General features: G+C 57.6%; 22 protein-coding genes. 11 read left to right on the top strand and 11 right to left on the bottom strand.

Annotation, left to right across the window (positions count from 1 at the left end):
• Positions 1-12: 12 nt before the first annotated feature.
• The 3 genes from ACQG11_RS20535 (at position 13) to ACQG11_RS20525 (ending at position 3,205) form a co-directional block, all read left to right on the top strand.
• Entirely contained in the window at positions 13-1,095 is a 1,083-nt protein-coding gene (locus ACQG11_RS20535) for an HlyD family secretion protein (protein WP_163346464.1), read from the top strand.
• The gene (locus ACQG11_RS20530) at positions 1,092-2,471 is read left to right on the top strand and encodes an efflux transporter outer membrane subunit (protein WP_426728729.1); all 1,380 of its coding nucleotides are present in this window, start codon (positions 1,092-1,094) and stop codon (positions 2,469-2,471) included. The genes ACQG11_RS20535 and ACQG11_RS20530 overlap by 4 nt, the downstream gene beginning before the upstream one ends.
• 74 nt (positions 2,472-2,545) lie before the next feature.
• A complete protein-coding gene (locus tag ACQG11_RS20525) occupies positions 2,546-3,205 on the top strand; it encodes an O-methyltransferase (protein ID WP_426728728.1) in 660 nt (219 codons plus the stop codon).
• Between the two features lie 83 nt (positions 3,206-3,288).
• Here the strand turns inward: ACQG11_RS20525 and hrpA are convergent, their stop codons facing one another.
• Complete coding sequence (gene hrpA, locus ACQG11_RS20520; protein WP_426728727.1) at positions 3,289-7,191, bottom strand: ATP-dependent RNA helicase HrpA; 3,903 nt, start codon at positions 7,189-7,191, stop codon at positions 3,289-3,291.
• 203 nt (positions 7,192-7,394) lie between these two features.
• On the opposite strand from hrpA, the gene azoR reads away from it, so the two are divergent.
• Both azoR and ACQG11_RS20510 read left to right on the top strand, forming a co-directional pair.
• Complete coding sequence (azoR, locus tag ACQG11_RS20515; RefSeq protein ID WP_426728726.1) at positions 7,395-8,000, top strand: FMN-dependent NADH-azoreductase; 606 nt, start codon at positions 7,395-7,397, stop codon at positions 7,998-8,000.
• An 89-nt stretch (positions 8,001-8,089) separates the two neighbouring features.
• Positions 8,090-8,776 (top strand): RluA family pseudouridine synthase, encoded by a 687-nt coding sequence (locus ACQG11_RS20510; RefSeq protein ID WP_023300051.1) that lies wholly within the window; start codon positions 8,090-8,092, stop codon positions 8,774-8,776.
• Between the two features lie 7 nt (positions 8,777-8,783).
• Here ACQG11_RS20510 and ACQG11_RS20505 read toward each other — a convergent pair whose 3' ends face one another.
• Complete coding sequence (locus ACQG11_RS20505) at positions 8,784-9,323, bottom strand: DUF2058 domain-containing protein (RefSeq protein WP_022648048.1); 540 nt, start codon at positions 9,321-9,323, stop codon at positions 8,784-8,786.
• A 168-nt stretch (positions 9,324-9,491) separates the two neighbouring features.
• On the opposite strand from ACQG11_RS20505, the gene ACQG11_RS20500 reads away from it, so the two are divergent.
• Both ACQG11_RS20500 and ACQG11_RS20495 read left to right on the top strand, forming a co-directional pair.
• Positions 9,492-10,466: a DUF1852 domain-containing protein gene (locus ACQG11_RS20500; protein ID WP_063147385.1), complete on the top strand. Its 975-nt coding sequence runs from the start codon at positions 9,492-9,494 to the stop codon at positions 10,464-10,466.
• Positions 10,467-10,492: 26 nt separating this feature from the next.
• Positions 10,493-11,521, top strand: a complete 1,029-nt coding sequence (locus ACQG11_RS20495; protein ID WP_003857302.1) for a methionine synthase — start codon at positions 10,493-10,495, stop codon at positions 11,519-11,521.
• Positions 11,522-11,524: 3 nt separating this feature from the next.
• Here ACQG11_RS20495 and ACQG11_RS20490 read toward each other — a convergent pair whose 3' ends face one another.
• Positions 11,525-12,457, bottom strand: a complete 933-nt coding sequence (locus ACQG11_RS20490) for a LysR substrate-binding domain-containing protein (protein WP_426728725.1) — start codon at positions 12,455-12,457, stop codon at positions 11,525-11,527.
• Positions 12,458-12,555: 98 nt separating this feature from the next.
• Between ACQG11_RS20490 and ACQG11_RS20485 the strand changes: the two genes are divergently transcribed.
• A complete protein-coding gene (locus tag ACQG11_RS20485; protein WP_003857304.1) occupies positions 12,556-12,990 on the top strand; it encodes a DMT family transporter in 435 nt (144 codons plus the stop codon).
• Between the two features lie 4 nt (positions 12,991-12,994).
• On the top strand, positions 12,995-13,453 hold the full coding sequence (locus ACQG11_RS20480) for a DMT family transporter (protein ID WP_022648044.1): 459 nt from the start codon (positions 12,995-12,997) through the stop codon (positions 13,451-13,453).
• Here the strand turns inward: ACQG11_RS20480 and ACQG11_RS20475 are convergent.
• Genes ACQG11_RS20475 through ACQG11_RS20440 form a run of 8 tightly spaced genes read right to left on the bottom strand, consistent with a single transcriptional unit; the run spans position 13,450 to position 19,330 of the window.
• Complete coding sequence (locus ACQG11_RS20475) at positions 13,450-13,983, bottom strand: DUF3833 domain-containing protein (protein WP_046621638.1); 534 nt, start codon at positions 13,981-13,983, stop codon at positions 13,450-13,452. The genes ACQG11_RS20480 and ACQG11_RS20475 overlap by 4 nt on opposite strands.
• Positions 13,980-14,504, bottom strand: a complete 525-nt coding sequence (locus ACQG11_RS20470) for a hypothetical protein (protein WP_395036535.1) — start codon at positions 14,502-14,504, stop codon at positions 13,980-13,982. Before ACQG11_RS20470 ends, ACQG11_RS20475 begins: the two co-directional genes overlap by 4 nt.
• The gene (locus tag ACQG11_RS20465) at positions 14,501-14,986 is read right to left on the bottom strand and encodes a DUF2878 domain-containing protein (RefSeq protein ID WP_023300043.1); all 486 of its coding nucleotides are present in this window, start codon (positions 14,984-14,986) and stop codon (positions 14,501-14,503) included. Before ACQG11_RS20465 ends, ACQG11_RS20470 begins: the two co-directional genes overlap by 4 nt.
• Positions 14,983-16,203, bottom strand: coding sequence for an SAM-dependent methyltransferase (locus ACQG11_RS20460; RefSeq protein ID WP_063145948.1), 1,221 nt, complete (start codon positions 16,201-16,203; stop codon positions 14,983-14,985). Before ACQG11_RS20460 ends, ACQG11_RS20465 begins: the two co-directional genes overlap by 4 nt.
• A complete protein-coding gene (locus ACQG11_RS20455) occupies positions 16,200-16,922 on the bottom strand; it encodes a DUF1365 domain-containing protein (RefSeq protein WP_426728724.1) in 723 nt (240 codons plus the stop codon). The genes ACQG11_RS20460 and ACQG11_RS20455 overlap by 4 nt, the downstream gene beginning before the upstream one ends.
• Position 16,923: 1 nt before the next feature.
• Positions 16,924-18,183, bottom strand: coding sequence for an NAD(P)/FAD-dependent oxidoreductase (locus ACQG11_RS20450; RefSeq protein ID WP_426728723.1), 1,260 nt, complete (start codon positions 18,181-18,183; stop codon positions 16,924-16,926).
• Positions 18,180-18,899, bottom strand: coding sequence for an SDR family NAD(P)-dependent oxidoreductase (locus tag ACQG11_RS20445; protein ID WP_395036538.1), 720 nt, complete (start codon positions 18,897-18,899; stop codon positions 18,180-18,182). Before ACQG11_RS20445 ends, ACQG11_RS20450 begins: the two co-directional genes overlap by 4 nt.
• Positions 18,896-19,330: a nuclear transport factor 2 family protein gene (locus tag ACQG11_RS20440; RefSeq protein ID WP_022648036.1), complete on the bottom strand. Its 435-nt coding sequence runs from the start codon at positions 19,328-19,330 to the stop codon at positions 18,896-18,898. Before ACQG11_RS20440 ends, ACQG11_RS20445 begins: the two co-directional genes overlap by 4 nt.
• 256 nt (positions 19,331-19,586) lie before the next feature.
• Between ACQG11_RS20440 and ACQG11_RS20435 the strand changes: the two genes are divergently transcribed.
• Entirely contained in the window at positions 19,587-19,784 is a 198-nt protein-coding gene (locus tag ACQG11_RS20435; protein ID WP_022648035.1) for a hypothetical protein, read from the top strand.
• A 1-nt stretch (position 19,785) separates the two neighbouring features.
• Positions 19,786-20,538, top strand: a complete 753-nt coding sequence (locus ACQG11_RS20430; RefSeq protein WP_022648034.1) for a hypothetical protein — start codon at positions 19,786-19,788, stop codon at positions 20,536-20,538.
• Positions 20,539-20,541: the final 3 nt, after the last annotated feature.

Genomic DNA, 20,541 nt, shown 5'->3' with positions numbered 1-20,541 from the left:
TCAGGAGAAGTTATGAGTCAGCAGGATGCCGCCAAAGAGCAGGCCAACACCCGCAAAAATGTACGCGTCGTTTCCATTTTCACCGCCGCGGCTATCGGCATTGTCGGGGTGCTGGTGATCCTTTATGCCTGGCAGTTGCCCCCGTTCACGCGTCATACCCAGTTTACTGATAACGCCTACGTGCGCGGCCAGACCACGTTCATCAGTCCGCAAGTCAACGGCTACATTACTGAGGTCCATGTTCAGGATTTTGTGCAGGTTAAAAAAGGCGACCTGCTGTTGCAGATTGATGACCGGATCTATCGCCAGCGCGTCCATCAGGCCGAGGCGCAGCTGGCAATGAAAATTGCTGCGCTGAACAACAACCTGCAACAGCGTAAAAGCGCGGAAGCGGTGATTGCCAAAAACGAAGCGGCACTGAAAAACGCCCGTGCCCAAAGTCTGAAAACCCAGGCGGATCTGAAACGCGTGAAGGATCTGACCGCAGACGGCTCCCTGTCCATTCGCGAGCGCGATGCGGCGCTGGCCAATGCCGCCCAGGGGAGCGCCGATATCGACCAGGCGAAAGCAACGCTTGAGATGTCGCGCCAGGATCTACAAACGGTTATCGTCAATCGCGCTTCGCTGGAAGCGGACGTTGAAAATGCGAAAGCCGCGCTGGAGCTTGCGCAGATCGATCTGCAAAACACCCGCATTGTCGCGCCGCGTGACGGTCAGCTCGGGCAGATTGCGGTGCGTCTGGGAGCGTACGTCACCGCCGGGACGCACCTTACCACGCTGGTCCCGCCGCAGCACTGGGTGATCGCCAATATCAAAGAGACGCAGCTGGCGAATTTACGCGTCGGACAGCCAGTGAAATTCACCGTCGATGCGTTAAACGATAAAGCCTATCAGGGCCGCGTGGAGAGCATATCCCCGGCCACAGGCGTCGAGTTCAGCGCTATCACCCCGGATAACGCCACGGGCAACTTTGTTAAAATCGCCCAGCGCATCCCGGTACGCATTGAGGTACTCGGTGAGCCGGAGGCGTACCGGCTGCTGCGCCCTGGCATGTCGGTGCAGGTCACCATCGACACGCGGGAGGCGAAACAATGACGCTTCGCCCGATAGCCGGCCTGCTGATGATGGCTATCCTTGCGGGTTGCCAGTCGGTTGACGTTGAGCCCGCCACATCGTCCCTGCATATCCCGGCCCAGTGGCGCGCGACGTCGGGGCCAACCAGCCCGACAGAGCAGCTCTGGTGGCGTAATTTCCACGACAGCAATCTGAATCACTATGTGGATCAGGCGCTGAAGAACAACAGCGACGTGCTGATTGCCCGCGAGCGGATTAATGAGTATCAGGCCCGGGTATACGCCGCCGACGGCAGCCTGTTCCCGTCGCTTGACGCGGGCGTGACCGGGACGCGCGCGCGCTCGCAGTCCGCCGCCACAGGCCTTCCGGTATACGGTACGTTGTACAAAGGCAGCCTGACCGCCAGCTACGACGTGGATATCTGGGGGGTAAACCGCAGCACCTCCCGTGCCGCCGAAGCGTCGCTGGAGGCACAAAAGGCGGCGGCCGCGGCGGCAGATCTCACGGTCGCATCGTCGGTGGCCTCCGGGTACGTCACTCTCCTGTCGCTGGATGAACAGCTTCGCGTTACCCAGTCCACGCTGAAATCGCGTGAAGAGGCGTTCAATCTTGCTAAACGACAGTTTGAGACGGGATACAGCTCTCGCCTTGAGCTGATGCAATCGGATTCTGAGCTGCGCGCTACCCGCGCTCAGGTTCCACTGCTTCAGCACCAGATTGCGCAGCAGGAGAATGCGCTTAGCCTGCTGCTGGGCAGCAACCCGGGTAACGTTGCGCGCGGTGAAAGCTTTGATGCCCTGACGCCGCTGAAACTGCCCTCCCAACTGCCGTCGACGTTACTGAACCGGCGTCCGGATATCGTCCAGGCTGAACGTCAGCTGATTGCGGCGGACGCGACGCTGGCGGCATCGCGTGCCAGCCTGCTGCCGTCGATCAACCTCACGGCCACAGGATCGGTGCAGGATCGCACGCTGTCGGGATTGCTGGATAACCCCCTCCAGCTCTGGAGCGTGGGCGGCAGTATTCTTGCGCCGCTGCTGAACCGACAGACGCTGAATGCACAGGTGGATATCTCCCAGTCTCAGCGTAATCAGGCGTTGTACAGCTACGAAAAAACCGTACGTAATGCGTTTGCCGAGGTGAATGACAGCCTTGATGCCATCACCCGTTATCAGGAACAGCTTACCGAGCTGTTGGCTCAGCAGGCGGTCGCGCAGGAGACGCTGCGGATAGCGCAAAACCGCTACCGCAACGGGTACTCTTCTTATCTGGATGTGCTCGATGCACAGCGCACGCTGTTCTCGGTGCAGACCAGCGTGGTACAGGTGAAAAACAACCTGCTGCTGGCGCAAATTGATTTGTATAAAGCGCTGGGCGGCGGTTGGGTCAGTGCGTGAAAACATGCCGGGTGGCGGCTACGCCTTACCCGGCCTACATTTCGCCTCTGGCGATACCCCCAAGGAGTCAATCTATGCAACAGCAGTGGTGTTCAGTAGATAATTACATGATTTCGTCGCTTATTCCTGAGGATGAGGTTCTCCAGAGCGTGCTTGAAAACAACAAACGCGCCGGTTTGCCCGAGCACGATGTTGCCGCTAATCAGGGGCAACTGCTGGCGCTGTTTGTCCGCATGACGCAGGCCCGCCGCATTCTGGAGATCGGTACGCTTGGTGCGTATAGCTCAATCTGGATGGCGCGCGCCCTGCCGCCGGATGGAAAGCTGATTACGCTTGAAGCGGACCCGAAACATGCCGCTGTTGCACGACAGAATATTCACCTTGCGGGACTCAGCGATCGTATCGAACTGATTACAGGCCCGGCGCTAAAGTCGCTCGAGAATTTCGGTGACGTCCCGCCCTTTGACCTGATCTTTATTGATGCCGATAAGCCAAACAATCCCGGCTACCTGGAGTGGGCGCTGCACTACTCCCGTCCCGGCACGGTCATAATCGGCGATAACGTGGTGCGCGACGGCGAGGTGGTTAACGGGCAAAGCGACGATGCACGCGTGCATGGGGTACGGAAGTTTATCGAGATGACTGGAGATAACCCACGCTTAACCGCCACCGCGCTGCAAACGGTGGGCGTTAAGGGGTGGGATGGGTTTACGCTAGCGATGGTGGAACGATAAAAAAGCCGGGTGGCGGCTACGCCTTACCCGGCCTGCATGTTCTCCCGTAGGCCCGGTAAGCGCAGCGCCACCGGGCAATGGTTTTAGCCGGAGATCTGCTCCATCGCCTGCAAGATACGCTTATCCGAAATGGGATACGGCGTACCGAGCTGCTGGGCGAAGAAGCTGACGCGCAGCTCCTCGATCATCCAGCGGATCTCCCGCACATCGTCATCATCGCGACGCGCTGGCGGCAGTTTGTTGAGCCACTGCTGCCACGCCTGCTGCACGTTTTCGACTTTCAGCATCTGCGCTCGATCGCGATGCGGATCGACCGCCATTTTCTCCAGACGCTTCTCAATCGCCTGCAAATAACGCAGCGTATCACCCAGACGCTTAAAGCCGTTGCCGGTGACAAAGCCGCGATACACCAGCCCCGCCATCTGCGCCTTCACGTCCGACAGACCCAGGGCCATGGTCATATCCACCCGCCCCTTCAGACGCTTGTTGATATTGAACACGGCGGTGAGGATCTGCTCGACCTGTTTGGCAATCTCCACCACGGTGTCGTTCAGCTCCGCGCGCACCTTTTCATGAAGCTGAGCAAAGCCCTCTTCCGTCCAGACCGGACCGCCCGCCTCGTGGATCAGTTTGTCCACACCGCAGGAGATGCAGTCGTCGATCAGATCCAGCACCTTACCGTACGGGTTAAAGTAGAGCCCCAGCTTGGCTTTGTTCGGCAGCTTCTCGTGCAGATACTTAATCGGCGACGGGATGTTAAGCAGCAGCAGGCGACGCAGCCCGCGCCACATCATCTGCTGTTGCTCCTGCGGATTGTCAAAGAGCTTAATCGCCACGCTGTCGCGCTCATCCACCAGCGCGGGCCAGGCTTTCACCTTGTAGTTCCCGCGCTTCTGCTCATAGCTTTCCGGAAGCTGACCAAAGCTCCAGATGTGCAGCCCGCTCTGCTCAATACCGTCATCGGCCACCGCAGAGAGCGTCTCCTGGACTTTACCTTTCAGCGCTTCTTTCAGCTCCGTCAGAGAACGGCCTTCGAGCAGCTTTTTGTTTTTATCGTCCACCACGCGGAATGTGATTTTCAGGTGATCGGGCACCTGATCCCAGTTCCAGTCGTCGCGGTCAATGGTGGTCCCGGTCATGCGTCGGAACTCACGCTCCAGTGCGTCCAGCAGCGGCAGTTCCAGCGGCGTGACGCGGCCTAAAAACGCTTCGGCGTAGTTCGGCGCCGGTACAAAGTTGCGCCGCACTGGTTTAGGCAGGGATTTGATTAATGCAATGACCAGTTCGCGGCGCAGGCCGGGAATTTGCCACTCAAACCCGCTCTCATCCACCTGGTTTAACAGCGGCAGCGGAATGTGCACCGTCACGCCATCGGCATCCGCGCCCGGCTCAAACTGATAGGTCAGACGCAGCTTCAGGTTGCCCTGATGCCAGAAGTTCGGGTAGTCGAGCTTGCTGACCGACTCCGCGCCCTCTTTGATCAGCATGCTCTTTTCAAAGTTGAGCAGGTCCGGGGTCTCTTTGCTGGCTTTCTTCCACCAGCTGTCGAAATGGCGCGCCGAGATCACATCGTGGCTGATGCGCTGGTCGTAAAACTCAAACAGCGTCTCGTCGTCCACCAGAATGTCGCGGCGGCGGGACTTGTGCTCAAGCTCTTCCACCTCGGCGCGCAGCTTGAGGTTTTCGCGGAAGAACGCATGGCGCGTCTGCCAGTCGCCTTCCACCAGCGCATGGCGGATAAACAGCTCGCGACTCAGCGCCGGGTCAATCTGGCTGTAGTTAACCTTACGCGCTGCAACCACCGGCAGGCCGTAAACGGTGACTTTTTCCGTCGCCATCACCGCGCCCTGCCCGCGCTCCCAGTGCGGCTCACTGTACGAGCGTTTCAGCAGGTGCTGCGCCACCGGCTCAACCCACTCTGGATCGATACGCGCGGCGATACGCCCCCACAGACGGCTGGTTTCCACCAGCTCGGCAACCATGGTCCACTTCGGCGGCTTCTTGAACAAACCGGAGCCCGGGAAGATGGAGAAACGCGCGTTGCGTGCGCCGGTAAATTCCTGTTTATCCGCATCCTTCATCCCGATATGGGACAGCAGGCCGGTCAACAGGGCAATATGAATTTCGCGGTACTCCGCCGGTTCACTGTTCACCGGGATGCCCAGCTCTTTCACCACCTGGCGCAGTTGGGTGTAGATATCCTGCCATTCGCGCACGCGCAGGTAGTTGAGGAAATCCACCCGGCACTGACGGTGGAACTGATTCGAAGAGAGCGCTTTTTGCTGCTCGCCGAGGTAGTTCCACAGGTTGACGAATGCGAGGAAATCGGACTCTTTATCGTGGAAGCGACGGTGTTTTTCATCCGACGCCTGCTGTTTGTCCATTGGACGCTCGCGCGGATCCTGAATGGAGAGCGCCGAGGTGATGATCATCGCCTCGCGCACGCAGCCGTGTTTTTGCGCCTCCAGCACCATGCGCGCCAGACGCGGGTCGACCGGCAGCTGGCTAAGCTGGCGGCCCAACGGCGTTAGCTTGTAGGCCGTCGCCTGCTCGTCGGTAGTAATGGCCCCCAGCTCTTCCAGCAGCCGCACCCCGTCCTGAATATTGCGCTTATCCGGCGCTTCCACAAACGGGAAGGCGGCGATATCGCCCAGCCCCAGCGCGGTCATTTGCAGGATAACGGATGCCAGGTTGGTTCGCAGGATCTCCGGATCGGTAAACTCCGGGCGCGACAGGAAATCGTCTTCCGAATAGAGACGAATACAGATCCCTTCCGACACGCGGCCGCAGCGGCCCTTACGCTGATTAGCTGACGCCTGCGAAACCGGCTCGATCGGCAGACGCTGAACTTTGGTTCTGTAGCTGTAGCGGCTGATGCGCGCCGTACCCGGGTCGATCACGTATTTAATGCCCGGTACGGTCAGCGAGGTTTCGGCCACGTTGGTCGCCAGCACGATGCGGCGCCCGCTGTGCGGCTGGAACACGCGGTTCTGCTCGCTGTTGGACAGGCGCGCGTACAGCGGCAGGATCTCGGTATGGCGCAGATCGCGCTTGCTGAGCGCATCGGCGGTATCGCGGATCTCACGCTCGCCGCTCATGAAGATCAGAATGTCGCCAGAACTCTCGTTGCCCAGCTCATCGACGGCATCGAAGATGGCCTGAAGCTGGTCGCGCTCGGTATCGTCCGCCTCTTCAACAATCGGGCGATAGCGCACTTCAACCGGGTAGGTTCGGCCTGAGACTTCAATGATCGGCGCATTGTTGAAATGTTTTGAGAAGCGCTCCGGGTCGATGGTCGCGGAGGTGATGATGATTTTCAGATCCGGACGCCGGGGCAGCAGCTCTTTCAGGTAGCCGAGCAGGAAGTCGATGTTCAGGCTGCGCTCGTGCGCTTCATCGATGATGATGGTGTCGTACTGCATCAGCAGACGATCCTGCTGGATTTCCGCCAGCAGGATACCGTCGGTCATCAGCTTAACCATGGTGTTATCGCTGACGTGGTCGCTGAATCGCACCTTGTAGCCGATGCAGCCGCCCGGCTCCGTTTGCAGCTCGTCGGCAATACGGTTCGCCACGGTGCGCGCCGCCAGACGACGCGGCTGGGTGTGACCGATCAACCCTTTCACCCCGCGGCCTAATTCCATGCAGATCTTCGGCAGCTGAGTGGTTTTACCTGAACCGGTTTCCCCCGCGACGATCACCACCTGGTGATCGCGCACGGCCTCAAGAATGTCCTGTTTTTTCTGGCTGACGGGCAGGTTTTCCGGATAGGTAATCTCCGGGCGTGCGGCTTCACGCAGCACAACTTTCCCTGCCGCCTGTTCAATCTCTTTGGCCATCTCCTGGTAAATGGCCTGTTGTGCATCAGGATTTTTAACCTTCTTAACGCCGTGCAGACGGCGCGCAAACCGCTGTTTATCGCGCAGCATCAGCGAATCAAGCTGTTGCATCAGCACCGGGAAGGATAATTTCTGTTGTTCTGTCATAGCGTTAACGGGCAGTGCACTGCCGGATAAAATCTCTTTTTAATGATTGCTATAGAGTACCACATCAGTGCTTTTCGCGCCTTATTCAAAAAATTCGAACATAGGCTTCGATATATTGCGCTATCCCTGTGGCAGGATTGTGAATAAAGTGTCAACAAGCAACGGGGCAACCCCCTCAATCAAATACAAAACAGGAAATTCCCATGAGCAAAGTATTAGTGTTGAAATCCAGTATTCTGGCAGGGTATTCACAGTCTGGTCAGCTGGCTGACTATTTCGTTGAACAGTGGCGTGAACAGCACAGCGCGGATGAAATCACCGTGCGTGACCTGGCGGCAAACCCGATTCCTGTGCTGGACGGCGAGCTGGTTGGCGCGCTGCGTCCGAGCGATGCGCCTCTCACCCCACGTCAGCAGGAAGCCCTGGCGCTCTCCGACGAGCTGATTGCTGAGTTGCAGGCCCACGACGTTATCGTGATCAACGCCCCAATGTATAACTTCAACATTCCTACGCAGCTGAAGAACTACTTCGACCTGGTGGCGCGCGCTGGCGTAACCTTCCGTTACACCGAGAACGGACCGGAAGGTCTGGTGAAAGGTAAACGCGCTATCGTCCTGACCAGCCGCGGCGGTATTCACAAAGATACCCCTAGCGATCTGGTCGCACCGTACATGACGCTGTTCCTGGGCTTCATCGGCATTACCGACGTGAACTTCGTGTTCGCTGAAGGTATCGCTTACGGCCCGGAAGTGGCCACCAAAGCGCAGACCGACGCGAAAGCCGCTATCGACAGCCTGGTCGCAGCCTAAATTTTCCCCCTCTCACCGCCCGGTGGGAGGGTTTTTCTTTCCCCCGTATTTCGTTATCATCCGCACCCACTCTCCAGCCCGGCGGCCTGATGTCTGTCATTATCGATACGTTTATTGCACCACCCTGTCACGACGACATTGAGATCCTCTGGCAGGACGAGCATCTGCTGCTGATCAACAAACCCTCAGGGCTGCTCAGCCTGTCCGGGAAAAATCCGCAAAACCGCGATTCCGTCCACCACCGTCTGGTGCAAACCTTTCCCGGCTGCACGCTGGTGCATCGTCTTGATTTTGGCACTTCGGGTCTGATGGTCATTGCACGTAACAAAGCGATTAACGCCGCGCTTTGCCACCAGTTCAGCCAGCGCGCCGTGACCAAGGTTTACACCGCCCTGTTGTGCGGACATGTGGAACAGGACGAAGGGACCGTGGATGCCCCGATTGCCAAAGATCCGGCGCTGTTTCCGCTGATGACGATCTGTGCCCGCACCGGTAAGCCCGCTCGCTCCCGCTATCGGGTGATGGAACGTATTTATCAGGATACGACAATGCCGTTGACGCGGGTTGAGCTTACCCCGGAGACCGGGCGCACCCACCAGCTGCGCATTCACTGTCAGCAGTTAGGCCACCCTATTTTGGGGTGCGATCTGTATGGGGGTCTGGAATGGCCGGGGGCGGAAGAAACGCCCCGGCTGATGCTGCATGCAAGCGTTCTGAGTTTTATTCATCCGCTGAGCGGCGAGACCATGAATGCCCGTCACGCCGCGCCATTCTGAACGAGGTTTACCACATTAAATCGTCAGGGATTTTGAAGTCTGCGTACGGATCGTCTTCGTCCTGCTCTTCCTGACTCAGCGCGCTGTTTAGCACAATGCTGTCCGCATCGCGCTGGGCAATTTTATCCGCCACCACCGCCGGGATAATCGCGTAATCACAGTCGCCATTCGCGTTAATCACCAGTCGGGCAATCGCCAGGCGACCGTTGATCAGCTGGGTTTGCGTCTGCTTATCGACGTCGATTTTTTTGATCAGGCTGCCATCGGTAAAGTTAAAGGTAATGTTGCCCTTCGCCACGGTGATGCGGTTCATCTCAATCAGCTGCTTCACCTGCGCCCTGAACTCTTTTGCCAGCACCGCCTGTTTTTGCTGTTCGCTCAGCTGCTTATCACGCTCCAGCTGGGCTTTCTTGTTCTCTTCAACAGCCTCTCTCGCCTCGCGAGCCTGGACGCGGGATTTTTTTGCCGTGCGCTGAACCTTCGCCATCTTTTTACTGCTGACTAAGCCCGCTTTCAGCATCTGCTCTTGTAGGGTGAGTTTTGTCATGATCGTTTAAACCGGTTGGAAATGTCGGGGGATTATACCTGAATCGCGCAGTTCATGAAGAACCCTCATGACGCAGTGAAATTAAGTCACTTCCCCTGCGCCAGTGGCTCAGGCATAAATTATGCATTGATAACGTTTAGGCAACATGAACTTAGGATGCATAACCAAATGAGTCAGGCTTTCACATTTACCCTTAAGCGCAGTTGCTTTGATGAAAATTATAACCCGTCAGAAAACACGCGTACCACCACCAACTTCGCCAACCTGGCGCGTGGCGAGAAGCGTCAGGAGAACCTGCGCAATACGCTGGTGATGATCAACAACCGCTTTAACGCGCTGGCGAGCTGGGATAACCCGAAAGCCGACCGCTATGCCGTCGAGCTGGAGATTATTTCAGTCGATATGAATATCGGCGGCGATTTTACTTTCCCGGCCATCGAAATTCTGCAAACGACGATTGTGGATAAAAAGACCCACGAGCGCATCGAAGGCATCGTCGGGAATAACTTCTCATCCTATGTTCGTGACTATGATTTCAGCGTCCTGCTGCTGGAACATAATAAAGATCAGCCCCGTTTTACCCTCCCCGAGAATTTTGGCGAGCTGCACGGCAATATCTTTAAAAGCTTCATTCATTCTGCGGAATATCAGGCGAACTTTAAAAAAGCGCCGGTGATCTGCCTGAGCGTCTCCAGCAAAGACACCTATCGTCGTACCGGTAACCACCACCCGGTGCTGGGGTATGAGTACCAGCCGGACGGCGAGTCGCTAACGGAACAGTACTTCGCGAAGATGGGCCTCAAGGTTCGCTATTTCATGCCGGAAAACAGCGTCGCGCCATTTGCCTTCTTCTTCACCGGCGATTTACTGCGTGATTACACCAATCTGGAACTGATCGGCACCATCAGCACCATGGAGACGTTCCAGAAGATCTATCGACCAGAAATTTACAATGCCAATTCCGCTGCGGGACAGTGCTATCAGCCCGACCTGAATCAGCAGGATCACTCATTAACAAAAATCGTCTATGACCGTGAAGAGCGCAGCCGGCTGGCCATTGAACAGGGTAAATATACCGAAGAGCGGTTCATCAAACCCTATAAAACCCTTCTTGAGCAGTGGTCTCATCACTTCACGCTTTAATTTAATACGAATAAAAGGTTCTTCTTATGAAAACATTGCTCCCGACATCGACGGCTGGCAGCCTGCCGAAACCCACCTGGCTTGCGCAGCCGGAAACGCTCTGGTCGCCGTGGAAACTCCAGGACGAGGAATTACTGGCAGGGAAACAGGATGCGCTTCGTTTGTCTCTGGATGAACAGATTCGCGCCGGGATTGATATCGTCAGCGACGGGGAACAAACCCGCCAGCATTTCGTCACCACCTTTATTGAACATCTCAGCGGCGTGGATTTTGAAAATCGTCAGACGGTGCGGATCCGTAACCGTTACGATGCGAGCGTGCCGACCGTGGTAGACGCGGTGGCGCGCCAGAAACCGGTGTTTGTAGACGACGCGAAATACCTGCGCCAGCTGACGGACAAGCCGATCAAGTGGGCGCTGCCCGGCCCGATGACCATGATCGACACGCTATACGATGCTCACTATAAAAGCCGCGAAAAGCTGGCCTGGGAGTTCGCTAAAATTCTCAATCAGGAAGCCCGCGAGCTGGAGGCGGCCGGCGTTGACATTATTCAGTTCGACGAACCTGCCTTTAACGTCTTTTTCGACGAAGTGAATGACTGGGGCATCGCCGCGCTGGAGCGCGCCATTGAAGGGCTGAAATGCGAAACCGCAGTACATATCTGCTACGGGTACGGCATCAAAGCCAATACGGACTGGAAAAAAACGCTCGGCTCCGAGTGGCGCCAGTATGAAGAGGCGTTTCCTAAGTTGCAGACCTCAAAGATCGATATCATCTCGCTGGAGTGCCACAACTCGCGCGTGCCGATGGATCTACTGGAGCTGATCCGCGGTAAAAAAGTGATGGTCGGGGCAATTGATGTTGCCACCCAGACCATCGAAACGCCGGAAGAGGTTGCCGATACGCTACGCAAGGCGTTGCAGTTTGTGGATGCAGACAAGCTCTATCCGTCCACCAACTGCGGCATGGCTCCCCTTTCCCGCCAGGTCGCCAACGGTAAGCTGAAGGCATTAAGCGCCGGGGCTGACATTATCCGTCGCGAGCTTGCCCGCTAACCTTCAGGTTTGCCAGTACAGCGGCGTACCGAACCGCTCAATATAGTAGTCAATCACCGCCCTGACGTTAAGGGGCGGATGACGCGCGTTCGGGTAAATCGCCGCAATCGTCAGTGGCTCCGTATTAATTGAACACTCCATTTCCGGCAGCAGTGCCACCAGCTCACCGCTTTTGAGCCGTTCGCTCACCATCCAGTCCGGGAAAAGCACAACGCCCATGCCGCCCAGCGCCGCAATCAGGAGGGTTTCCGCGTTATTGGAAGTCATCAGCGGTACGATGGGATAGTGAACCCACGCCTCGCCCGGCTGCCGGATCAGCCAGCGGTTAGGCCCGGACGAACCGCGGTAAATCAGACAGTGGTGACGGCTGAGATCGTCCGGCCCCTCGGGTGCGCCATGTTTTTGCAGATAGTCCGGCGAGGCCGCCAGATGGTAGAACTGCTGACCGAACACCCGGGCGTGAAACGAGGAGTCCGTCAGCGCGCCGATGCGGAAGATAACGTCCGCGGCGTCGCGGTGCGGATCGATAAAATCGTCGGTGAGGGTCAGTTCAATGGAGAGACGAGGATAACGCGCCAGAAGCCCCGGCAGGCCCGGCGCGATGTGCCGTTGTCCGAAAAAGACCGGGCCATTGATACGCAGCGTGCCCGACGGCTCGCGGGCGCGTTCATCCAGCTCGCGTCGCGCATCCTCCAGATTTCCGGCCATCGCCCGGGCGTAGCGCACAAAAAGATGCCCGCTCTCTGTGGGCATAATCGCCCGCGTGTTGCGGTAGAAAAGCTGTTGCCCGAGGGCGTCCTCAAGCTGGTGGATCACGCGGGAAACCTGCGACGCAGAAATCCCTTCCCGCCTCGCCACCACGGAAAAATTCTGCGTTTCATAAACGTCGATGAAGATCAGCAGCGCGCGAATGCTGATATGTCCGGCATCCATCATTAATGCATTTCCTGCACAGGTGTTTCCTGCATTATGGCATTTTTCTCAATGATGTTCAGACGTAATCTTCTCCGCCTGGAAAAAGGAGAAAAAGCGTTATGCACATTATTTTAATTTTACTGGTGATTGCCGGCGGCATGGGGCTGTCCGTGGAAGCCGGGCTGCTGGGGCCGCTGGGCGCGGAGGTGGGCGACCTGTGGGCGGCGTTCAGCATATTTAGCGTGGGAACCGGGCTGACGTTTCTGCTGATGCTGTTTTTCAGCCCCCGCAACAGTCCCTCATTTTTTGCGCAGCCGTCATGGCACCTGCTGGGCGGCGTGCTCGGCCCGGTCTACGTCATCATTCTCACCATTGCCACGCCAGCGATCGGTATTGCTATGACGATGATCGGCATTCTGGCAGGCCAGGTCTTTAAAAGCCTGATTATTGACCACTATGGCCTGCTGGGTACGCCGCACCGCAGGATCGATACAAAACGCATTATTGCGCTGGGATTTATCATCGCCGCGCTCATTCTCGTGGCGCAGGGGTAACGTTATGACAGTGATTATGATTATTCTGGCGGTGATTGGCGGCGCGACGCTGAGCATTCAGGCTGCCATTAACGGGCAATTAGGCAGCAGCGTGGGGGTATTCAAAAGCGCGTTTCTGACCTTTTCCGTCGGCGCGCTGGTAACCGCCCTGCTCATTTTCTTTTTTGAGCCGAAACAGGCGGTCAGCCTGATGGATGTGCCCAAGTGGCAGCTTCTGGGCGCCCTGTGCGGCGTGCCCTATATAGTGATTATGGTGCTCGCGGTGCAGCGTATCGGCACCGCCGTTGCCACGGTAGCGGTGATCCTGGGTCAGCTGGCCATGAGCATGCTGATTGATAACTTTGGCTGGCTGAACAATGAAGCCATTCCGTTTTCAGCGAGCCGTTTCGGGGCCGTGGTCTGCCTGAGTATCGCGCTCTTCTTCATCTACTCAAGCAGTAAACCTCAGCCCGAAGAGGATTAACCGCCCTCTTTGCGGGTAAAGAACAGCGTCACCGTGGCGACGGTGACGCCAAATTTCTTCATCTCGGTTTTATTGAACAGACGGGTGCTGTCCTGCAAATACATCCAGTCATCAAAGTGCAGCAGCCAGGTTTTGCCATCCGCCTTCACGTTCATGCTGTAGCGCCAGTTAAGGGCGTTGCCCGAAACCTGACCTGTCGCGACACCTTCTATGTCACCCGCCGTGCCTTCGTAACGATCGTGGCCAATGCGGCGGATATGCCAGACGCGCTGCTGCTTTTCGCCATCGTCATAGACAAAATGCTCGTTCAGCGTCAGCGTATCGCCGATAACATCTCCGGCGATCTCGACGTGAAAACGGCGGATCTGCTTACCGCTGCGGTCCTGCACCATCCCCCACGCCTCGGTTTTGCCCTGGAAGTAGTGGAAAATATCAAGCCTTGGCTGCTGCTGACGATACTCGGTCACTTCTGTGCTGCACCCGGCCACCAGCATTGTCAGTGTAAGCGCCATTAACAGGAATCGTTTCATTGTGGTCCTCCGATTAACTGCTGACGCAGTTCAGGATACTCGGTGCGGGGATCGAGCCAGATCGCCAGAAAGCGCGAGCTAAACGCTGCCGACTGGCGCGGCCCGAGGGGCGTAAATTTTTTCTGCAAAGCCGTGGGGCGATACCAGAATTGCCCCTGACCGTTATTAACCACAAACGCGAGCTGCGTGCCGGGCGTGACGTCGGGCCAGAGCGCTTTTAGCATCCGCAGCCAGGCTTCACTCTGCGGCGCCTGCTGCAAAATGCCCTGCGCCTGCCACTGGTCGCGGGTCGCCTCGACCAGGTCGTCGCCATCGATATACCGGGCATAGGTGATAATCAGCGCGTTATCGCTGTCTGTTCCTGTATAGCTGCCGTCGGGCGTCAGCAGCTGAGAGGTATAAACGGTAAACGGCCCCCAGGTGAGGGTGGCATCGCCTACCTTGCGCCAGCTCAGCCAGTCTGCCGCCTGCACGGTACAGGTGAAGATGGACAAGGCGAGCACCAGTAACAGATTTTTCATTGTTGTCTCCCCATCAGCAGGTGGAAAAACAGCATCAGCACCAACCAGCCCGGGATCATCCAGCTGACGACGATAAAAGTCGGCTCCAGGAACGTGATGGCCCCCAGACGCTCGCCAAACAGGTAGGCCAGCGGCCCGCCCAAGGTCGCCAGCGCCGTCAGCAGCCAGCCCGGCAAGGTGGTCGTGCGGGTCAGTTGCGTCCAGACGGTGGCAAACATCAGCCACAGCGCCACCATCCATAGCGGCATCAGAGACGTGCCAGTGAATGAAATCAACCCCGTCAGCGCCCAAAGGGCGTCCAGCATCGCGCCCGACGCCGCCAGCACAAGAGCGTATACCCGGTGTGATGGCGGTAACAACAGCCAGGCAATCAGCGCCAGCGCGATCCAGATGACCAGCCCCTGCTCGCGAAACAGCACCACCAGCGTCCAGTAGAGATCAAACCCGATGGCCAACAGAAAGACCTGCCCGTAGCGCTTCATACGCGTTCCGCAGTCAGTTGCACCACGCTGATGGTGCGGGCGTTAAACCCGGCTTCACAGTAGCCGAGGTAGTACAGCCACATCCGGCGGAAACGGTCATCAAATCCGAGCTTTTCAATCTCCTGCCAGGCGTGAACGAAGCGCTGACGCCAGTGCGCCAGCGTGCGGGCGTAGTCCGGCCCCATATCGAAGAGGTTACGCACGACAAAATCGGTATGGCGGGTCATCAGTTCATTCATGGCGGTGATGCTGGGCAAAAAGCCGCCGGGGAAGATGTAGCGCTGAATAAAATCGACGCTTTTGCTGTAGTCGCGATAGCGCTGATCCTGAATGGTGATGGCCTGAATCGCCATCCGCCCGCCCGGACGCAGACGCGCCTGGCAGGTGCGGAAAAACGTTGGCAGGTAGCGTTGGCCGACGGCTTCAATCATCTCAACCGACACCAGCTTATCGTACACTCCGGTCAGATCGCGGTAGTCGCAGAGCAGCACCTCAACGCGATCCTGTAAACCTGCCCGCGCGATCCGCGCGGTGGCCCACTGGTACTGCTCCTGCGATAGCGTGGTAGTTGTTACCCGGCAGCCATAATGACGGGCGGCATATTCCGCCATCGCCCCCCAGCCGGTACCAATCTCCAGCAGATGATCGTTTGCGGTGAGCGCCAGTTGGTCGCACAGCCTGGCCATTTTTGCCTGCTGAGCCGCCGCGAGATCCTGCTCTTCCCCGGTAAACAGCGCGCTGGAGTAAAGGAGTTGTTCATCAAGGAAATGGGCGTAAAAGGCGTTGCCCAAATCGTAATGGGCGGCAATATTTTCCCGTGCCTGCGCGCGGGAGTTGCGCCGCATCCAGTGCCGTAGCCGCTCTACCGGTTTCCCGAGCAGGCGAAACCCTTTTTCCAGTTGCCCGAGGATCTGGCTATTGCGCGCTATCAGCTCCAGCAGCGGCGTCAGGTGGGCCGTCTCCCAGTCGCCATCTATCCACGCTTGTGCCGCGGCGAGGCTGCCCCCGGTTAAAATGCGCCAGTAGACGCCCGGCGCGAGTACCTGCACCTCAGCGTGAAGCGCGGTGGAGGCGTCGCCGAACTGGAATGTCTGCGCGCCTTCACGCAGCGTCAGCGAGCCGCCGCGCAGCCCGTTCAGCAGGCGAAAAAGCAGCCATCGCGCGACGCGGACGTTGCGCGGGATATCGGGTTCAAGCGCAAAGACGGGATCGGTCATGAGCGTTCACTCCTGCTTAGGGGATGGTTATGCAGCGGCACGCGCTTCAGCCACAGCCTGAGCGCCTGCCAGTAAATAGCGAGAACGGTTTTGAGGGTCATCAACGGGATCCGCGCCAGCAGCGACCGCAGCGCTGCGCGCGTCAGCGGCTCCCGGCGCAGCGTCAGAGTGGCATCAAACACCTTCGTCTCCTGATGGTTTTCGATATGCATGCGCAGCGTGCTGGACGGACTGTTGAAGCGCCAGTGGTAGACCATGTCCATCGGATTAAAGGGCGAGACGTGAAACGCTTTTTCCGTCGGCGGGGCGTCCCGCCCCGCTACCGCGTAGTAGTGTCGTTCATTCCACGGCGTGTTGCGGACTTCGGCGAGAACCCAGCGCAGGGTGTCTTCCCTGTCATAGCAGTAGTAAAAATTGACCGGGTTAAAATGAAAGCCGAAATAACGCAGTTGGGTTAGAAGCATGACCCGCCCCGCCGGGCGTTCGCCGGTCAGATTTTCCAGACGCTCAAGGATGCACTCCTTGAGCGGCGTGCCCAGCGGGTAGTCCGCATCATAAAATGCCGCGGGCGCAACGCGGTTACGGCGCACACCGACGGAGGGCAGCGCGTCCAGCTCATCGAGATCGAGCCAGGCCATAAAGACGCTGTAGGTAAAGTGGTGCGCTTTTGGCGAAAGACGGCGATGGCGCAATGTGCCGTGGTAAAGGCAGCTGTTCATCTCAGTTGCCCTCCCCGGCCGCGATAGCGTTTACCACATCCAGCGCACTGCGTACCCCATCTTCGTGGAAGCCGTTGTACCAGTACGCGCCGCAGAACCAGCTCCGCTGGCGACCGTTTATTTCTCCGCGTCGGGCCTGGGCTTGCCAGCTTTGCGGGTTAAAAAGCGGATGCTCATAGACAAAGCGGCGCAGCACATAGCGTTCTTCCACCGGCGTTTCCGGGTTGAGGGTGACGCAAAACAGCGGGCTACCCGGCGGCAGTCCCTGCAAAATATTCATGTTATAGGTGACGCAGGCGCTGGCCCGATCCTGCTCGCTGAGGCGGTAGTTCCAGCTCGCCCACGCGCGCTTGCGCACCGGCAGCCAGCGCGGATCGCTGTGAAGCACCACCTCGTTACGCTGCCAGCCGATATCACCCAGCACCTCACGTTCAGCCTGCGTTGGGCTGGCGAGCATCGCCAGCGCCTGAGCGGAGTGGCAGGCGAAGATCACCTGATCAAAGTTGTCTGTTACGTCCTCACGCGTTATATCAACCCCGCGATCGTGGCGAATAATCTGCTGCACCGGCGCATTGAGGTGCAGCGTCAGGCGATTGCCAAGCTTGTCCAGCATCGCGCGAATGTACTCCCGGGAGCCACCCGGCACCACGTACCACTGCGGACGATGGGTAATGTCCAGCAGACCGTGGTTTTCAAAAAAGCGTAAAAAGAGCGGCAGCGGGAAGCGTTTCATCTCATGTAGCGAGGATGACCAGATAGCCGCCCCCATTGGCAGAATGTAGTGACGCGCAAAAAAAGGCGTGAAGCGGTGCTGGTGCAGGAACGTCTCCAGCGTGGCGGACTCGCTGACGTCACCCCGGAGCGTCTGTTTCGCCAGCCGGTTAAAGCGCACGATCTCCTTCAGCAGCGTCCAGAACGCAGGGTTTAACAGATTACGACGCTGGGCGAACAGCGACGTCAGCGTGTGGCCGTTGTACTCCAGCCCGCTCTGCGGGTTATGCACCGAAAAACTCATCTGCGTTTTTTGCCCGCTGATGCCCAGTTCGCTCAGCAGCCCCATGAAGCGCGGATAGGTGCGGTCGTTGTAGACAATAAAACCGGTGTCGATGGCAAAGTTGCCCTGCGGCGTGTCGACATCCACCGTTGCGGTATGACCGCCCGGCGTGGCCTGCGCTTCAAACAGCGTGACCTGATGATGTCCGGCGAGCCGCCAGGCACAGGTTAACCCGGCGATACCGCTGCCGATAATCGCGATCTTCATGGTCGCACCATCCTGCGCAGCAGTGCGCGCTGAAGTTTATCGGGCAGACCGGAGAGCAGGCGCAGCGCCAGGCTAAACCCGGCGGGAAACGCGATATGATCCTTCCCTTTTGCCAGACCGCGACGAATGGCATGGACGGCGTCCTCCACGCTGACCCGGCCCGGCATCGGGAAATCATTTTTTCGGGTCAGCGGCGTGTCGACAAAACCAGGTGAAACGACCGTGACGGCGATCCCTTTCGGCTCCCAGTCGAGGCGCAGCGTCTCAGCAAACCAGGTTAACGCCGCTTTAGAGGCGCCATAGGCTTCGGCTCGCGGGAAGTGAAGCCAGTGCGCCATCGAACTGACCAGCACCACGCGGTTGCCGGATATCAGCTGCGGCCGCAACGCCGCAAGGCAGTTTACCGGCCCCATGAAATTGGTGGTCATGACGCGCGCCACCAACGCGGCATCCACCTCGCCGCGATCGAGATACTCGCAGGTTCCGGCGCAAAGAATCACCGTGTCGGCAGCACAGTCCGCCAGCGCCTGGCGACAGGCGTCCCTGTCTGTCATATCGAACAGGCGCACCGTAATGTTGGGGCTGTGCTGATGCACGGCTGCCAGACGTTGCGCATCGCGCCCGCAGGCAATCACCCGGTAGCCATCGTCGGCAAAAGATTTCGCCAGCCCGGCCCCTATGCCCGAGCTTGCGCCGGTGATCAGAACCGTTTTCATGATTTCACTCTCCGCTTCACGCCGCGTACGGCCCAGCCGAGCACCGGAAGATGTTCGTAAATCATCTCTCCGGCATCGTAGTAATCCCGCTGGCGAACAATGCGATCGTCGCGCATGTCTACCACAGAGCAGCCCGGCAGCTGGCGCATTGCCCCCCGGGCAATACGCGGGTGCGACCAGTGCATCATCCAGGTAACAACAAAGCGATCGCCCTGCTGCAAGGGTGCATCGACGGTAAAGCGGCACCGCTGGACGTTAGCCAGCAGGTGAGTGAAATAGCGCTGAATCGCGAACAACCCGCTGTGTTCGCCAAAGGGATCGATAAGCGTGGCATCGGCGCGATAAATCTTTGCCAGCGCCGAAGGTGGCTGGGTATCCAGCGTGGCGTAATAATCAACGAATCGACTGATGACGGACGGCAACGTGCTCATGGGTCACATCCTGGCTGTAAACAACGTAGCGAAATCGCATAATTAAAACTTACACAATTAGCGTTATTTGTCCAAGTTTGTGCAGATATATTTTTTATACCTCTTTTAATTCAGTATTTTAAAAACTTCCCTGAGGTGCCAATTTGAGTCAAAAGCAGATTCTCACCGCCGTGCCGTTATTTTTAGGGATAACCTTAAGGCAAAGGTGCCATTTATCTTCCAGACTTATCCTTTTAATTCATAAGGATGTCACGCGATGAAAAATTTACTGATGGCGCTCTTTTCCAGCCCGGAATCCTTGTTGCAGGTTATGAGTCACCAGGAAATTATCGAAGCCGTAGAGGATGGCGACCGCATCATCATCGATCAGGATGGAAACGCCTCGGTTAACTACAAAAGTAACGAGGTTCGGCAGGACTTTCTGCGCCATGTCAACGCGCTGAAGAGGGCCTGAAATGGGAACGGCAATATTCATGGTATTGATGGTATGCGGCTACTGGTACACCAGCCGCGATCTCTCAACCCGGTTCAAAATTAAGCGTTCATTCGGCTGGGATGTCTATTTCCTTGTGGCGCTGTATGGCTGCATTTTCGTTTTACAGGGCGTGATCGCCACCGGCCTGCTCTGGCTGCTGTTGTTCGCCCTCTCCGCCGCCGACAACACGTTCCATTTCACGTCCGCAAAATACGCCGACTGGCAAATTGATTTTATGAACTGGAGCTTTTTAGGGATTCAGGCTCCGGTCGTGGTGATGCTGGCCTTTGCGATCCTGTTTTGTCTCTATCGTTCTAACTGGGCCGGCAGCGCGCGGCTGGACGGCGAAGGCCGGAAAAAGCTCTACAAGCGGCTGGCACAATCGAGCGGGATTGAACAACTGCTCTATCAGTGCATGGAGGAAGGTGAACTTGCGCACGTCACGCTGAAGTCGCGGCGGATTTATATTGGCATGATCCATACCGCCACGCTGGAGTATGAAAAAACCGCCAATATCGTGCTTATCCCGATGCTGAGCGGCTACCGCGACGGGGAGAACATGCAGCTGTGTATTGAGCACAACTACAGCAAATGGTACGCCGAGCATGAGGTTACGCTCGACTCAGAGCCAAAAAGCGCTATGGATTTCCGTAAGGTGATCATGCTTGATCAGATCGAGAGTATTTCGCTGTTCGATCCGGCAAGTGCCAGCGCGCTGGCGATGCGTGAATAAAAA

Origin of the sequence: Enterobacter cloacae complex sp. 372C4, from assembly GCF_050030615.1 — a bacterium.
GTDB lineage: Bacteria > Pseudomonadota > Gammaproteobacteria > Enterobacterales > Enterobacteriaceae > Enterobacter > Enterobacter intestinihominis.
This window is presented reverse-complemented; position numbering and strand designations above follow the sequence as displayed.

Coding starts and splice junctions, on each gene's coding strand:
- ACQG11_RS20530 (WP_426728729.1), top strand. CDS start 1,092: ATGACGCTTCGCCCGATAGCCGGCCTGCTGATGATGGCTATCCTTGCG.
- ACQG11_RS20440 (WP_022648036.1), bottom strand. CDS start 19,330: ATGAGCACGTTGCCGTCCGTCATCAGTCGATTCGTTGATTATTACGCC.
- ACQG11_RS20525 (WP_426728728.1), top strand. CDS start 2,546: ATGCAACAGCAGTGGTGTTCAGTAGATAATTACATGATTTCGTCGCTT.
- hrpA (WP_426728727.1), bottom strand. CDS start 7,191: ATGACAGAACAACAGAAATTATCCTTCCCGGTGCTGATGCAACAGCTT.
- ACQG11_RS20480 (WP_022648044.1), top strand. CDS start 12,995: ATGACAGTGATTATGATTATTCTGGCGGTGATTGGCGGCGCGACGCTG.
- ACQG11_RS20465 (WP_023300043.1), bottom strand. CDS start 14,986: ATGAAGCGCTACGGGCAGGTCTTTCTGTTGGCCATCGGGTTTGATCTC.
- ACQG11_RS20450 (WP_426728723.1), bottom strand. CDS start 18,183: ATGAAGATCGCGATTATCGGCAGCGGTATCGCCGGGTTAACCTGTGCC.
- ACQG11_RS20455 (WP_426728724.1), bottom strand. CDS start 16,922: ATGAACAGCTGCCTTTACCACGGCACATTGCGCCATCGCCGTCTTTCG.
- ACQG11_RS20490 (WP_426728725.1), bottom strand. CDS start 12,457: ATGATGGATGCCGGACATATCAGCATTCGCGCGCTGCTGATCTTCATC.
- ACQG11_RS20500 (WP_063147385.1), top strand. CDS start 9,492: ATGAGTCAGGCTTTCACATTTACCCTTAAGCGCAGTTGCTTTGATGAA.
- ACQG11_RS20445 (WP_395036538.1), bottom strand. CDS start 18,899: ATGAAAACGGTTCTGATCACCGGCGCAAGCTCGGGCATAGGGGCCGGG.
- ACQG11_RS20535 (WP_163346464.1), top strand. CDS start 13: ATGAGTCAGCAGGATGCCGCCAAAGAGCAGGCCAACACCCGCAAAAAT.
- ACQG11_RS20430 (WP_022648034.1), top strand. CDS start 19,786: ATGGGAACGGCAATATTCATGGTATTGATGGTATGCGGCTACTGGTAC.
- ACQG11_RS20485 (WP_003857304.1), top strand. CDS start 12,556: ATGCACATTATTTTAATTTTACTGGTGATTGCCGGCGGCATGGGGCTG.
- ACQG11_RS20505 (WP_022648048.1), bottom strand. CDS start 9,323: ATGACAAAACTCACCCTACAAGAGCAGATGCTGAAAGCGGGCTTAGTC.
- azoR (WP_426728726.1), top strand. CDS start 7,395: ATGAGCAAAGTATTAGTGTTGAAATCCAGTATTCTGGCAGGGTATTCA.
- ACQG11_RS20470 (WP_395036535.1), bottom strand. CDS start 14,504: ATGAAAAATCTGTTACTGGTGCTCGCCTTGTCCATCTTCACCTGTACC.
- ACQG11_RS20510 (WP_023300051.1), top strand. CDS start 8,090: ATGTCTGTCATTATCGATACGTTTATTGCACCACCCTGTCACGACGAC.
- ACQG11_RS20495 (WP_003857302.1), top strand. CDS start 10,493: ATGAAAACATTGCTCCCGACATCGACGGCTGGCAGCCTGCCGAAACCC.
- ACQG11_RS20460 (WP_063145948.1), bottom strand. CDS start 16,203: ATGACCGATCCCGTCTTTGCGCTTGAACCCGATATCCCGCGCAACGTC.
- ACQG11_RS20475 (WP_046621638.1), bottom strand. CDS start 13,983: ATGAAACGATTCCTGTTAATGGCGCTTACACTGACAATGCTGGTGGCC.
- ACQG11_RS20435 (WP_022648035.1), top strand. CDS start 19,587: ATGAAAAATTTACTGATGGCGCTCTTTTCCAGCCCGGAATCCTTGTTG.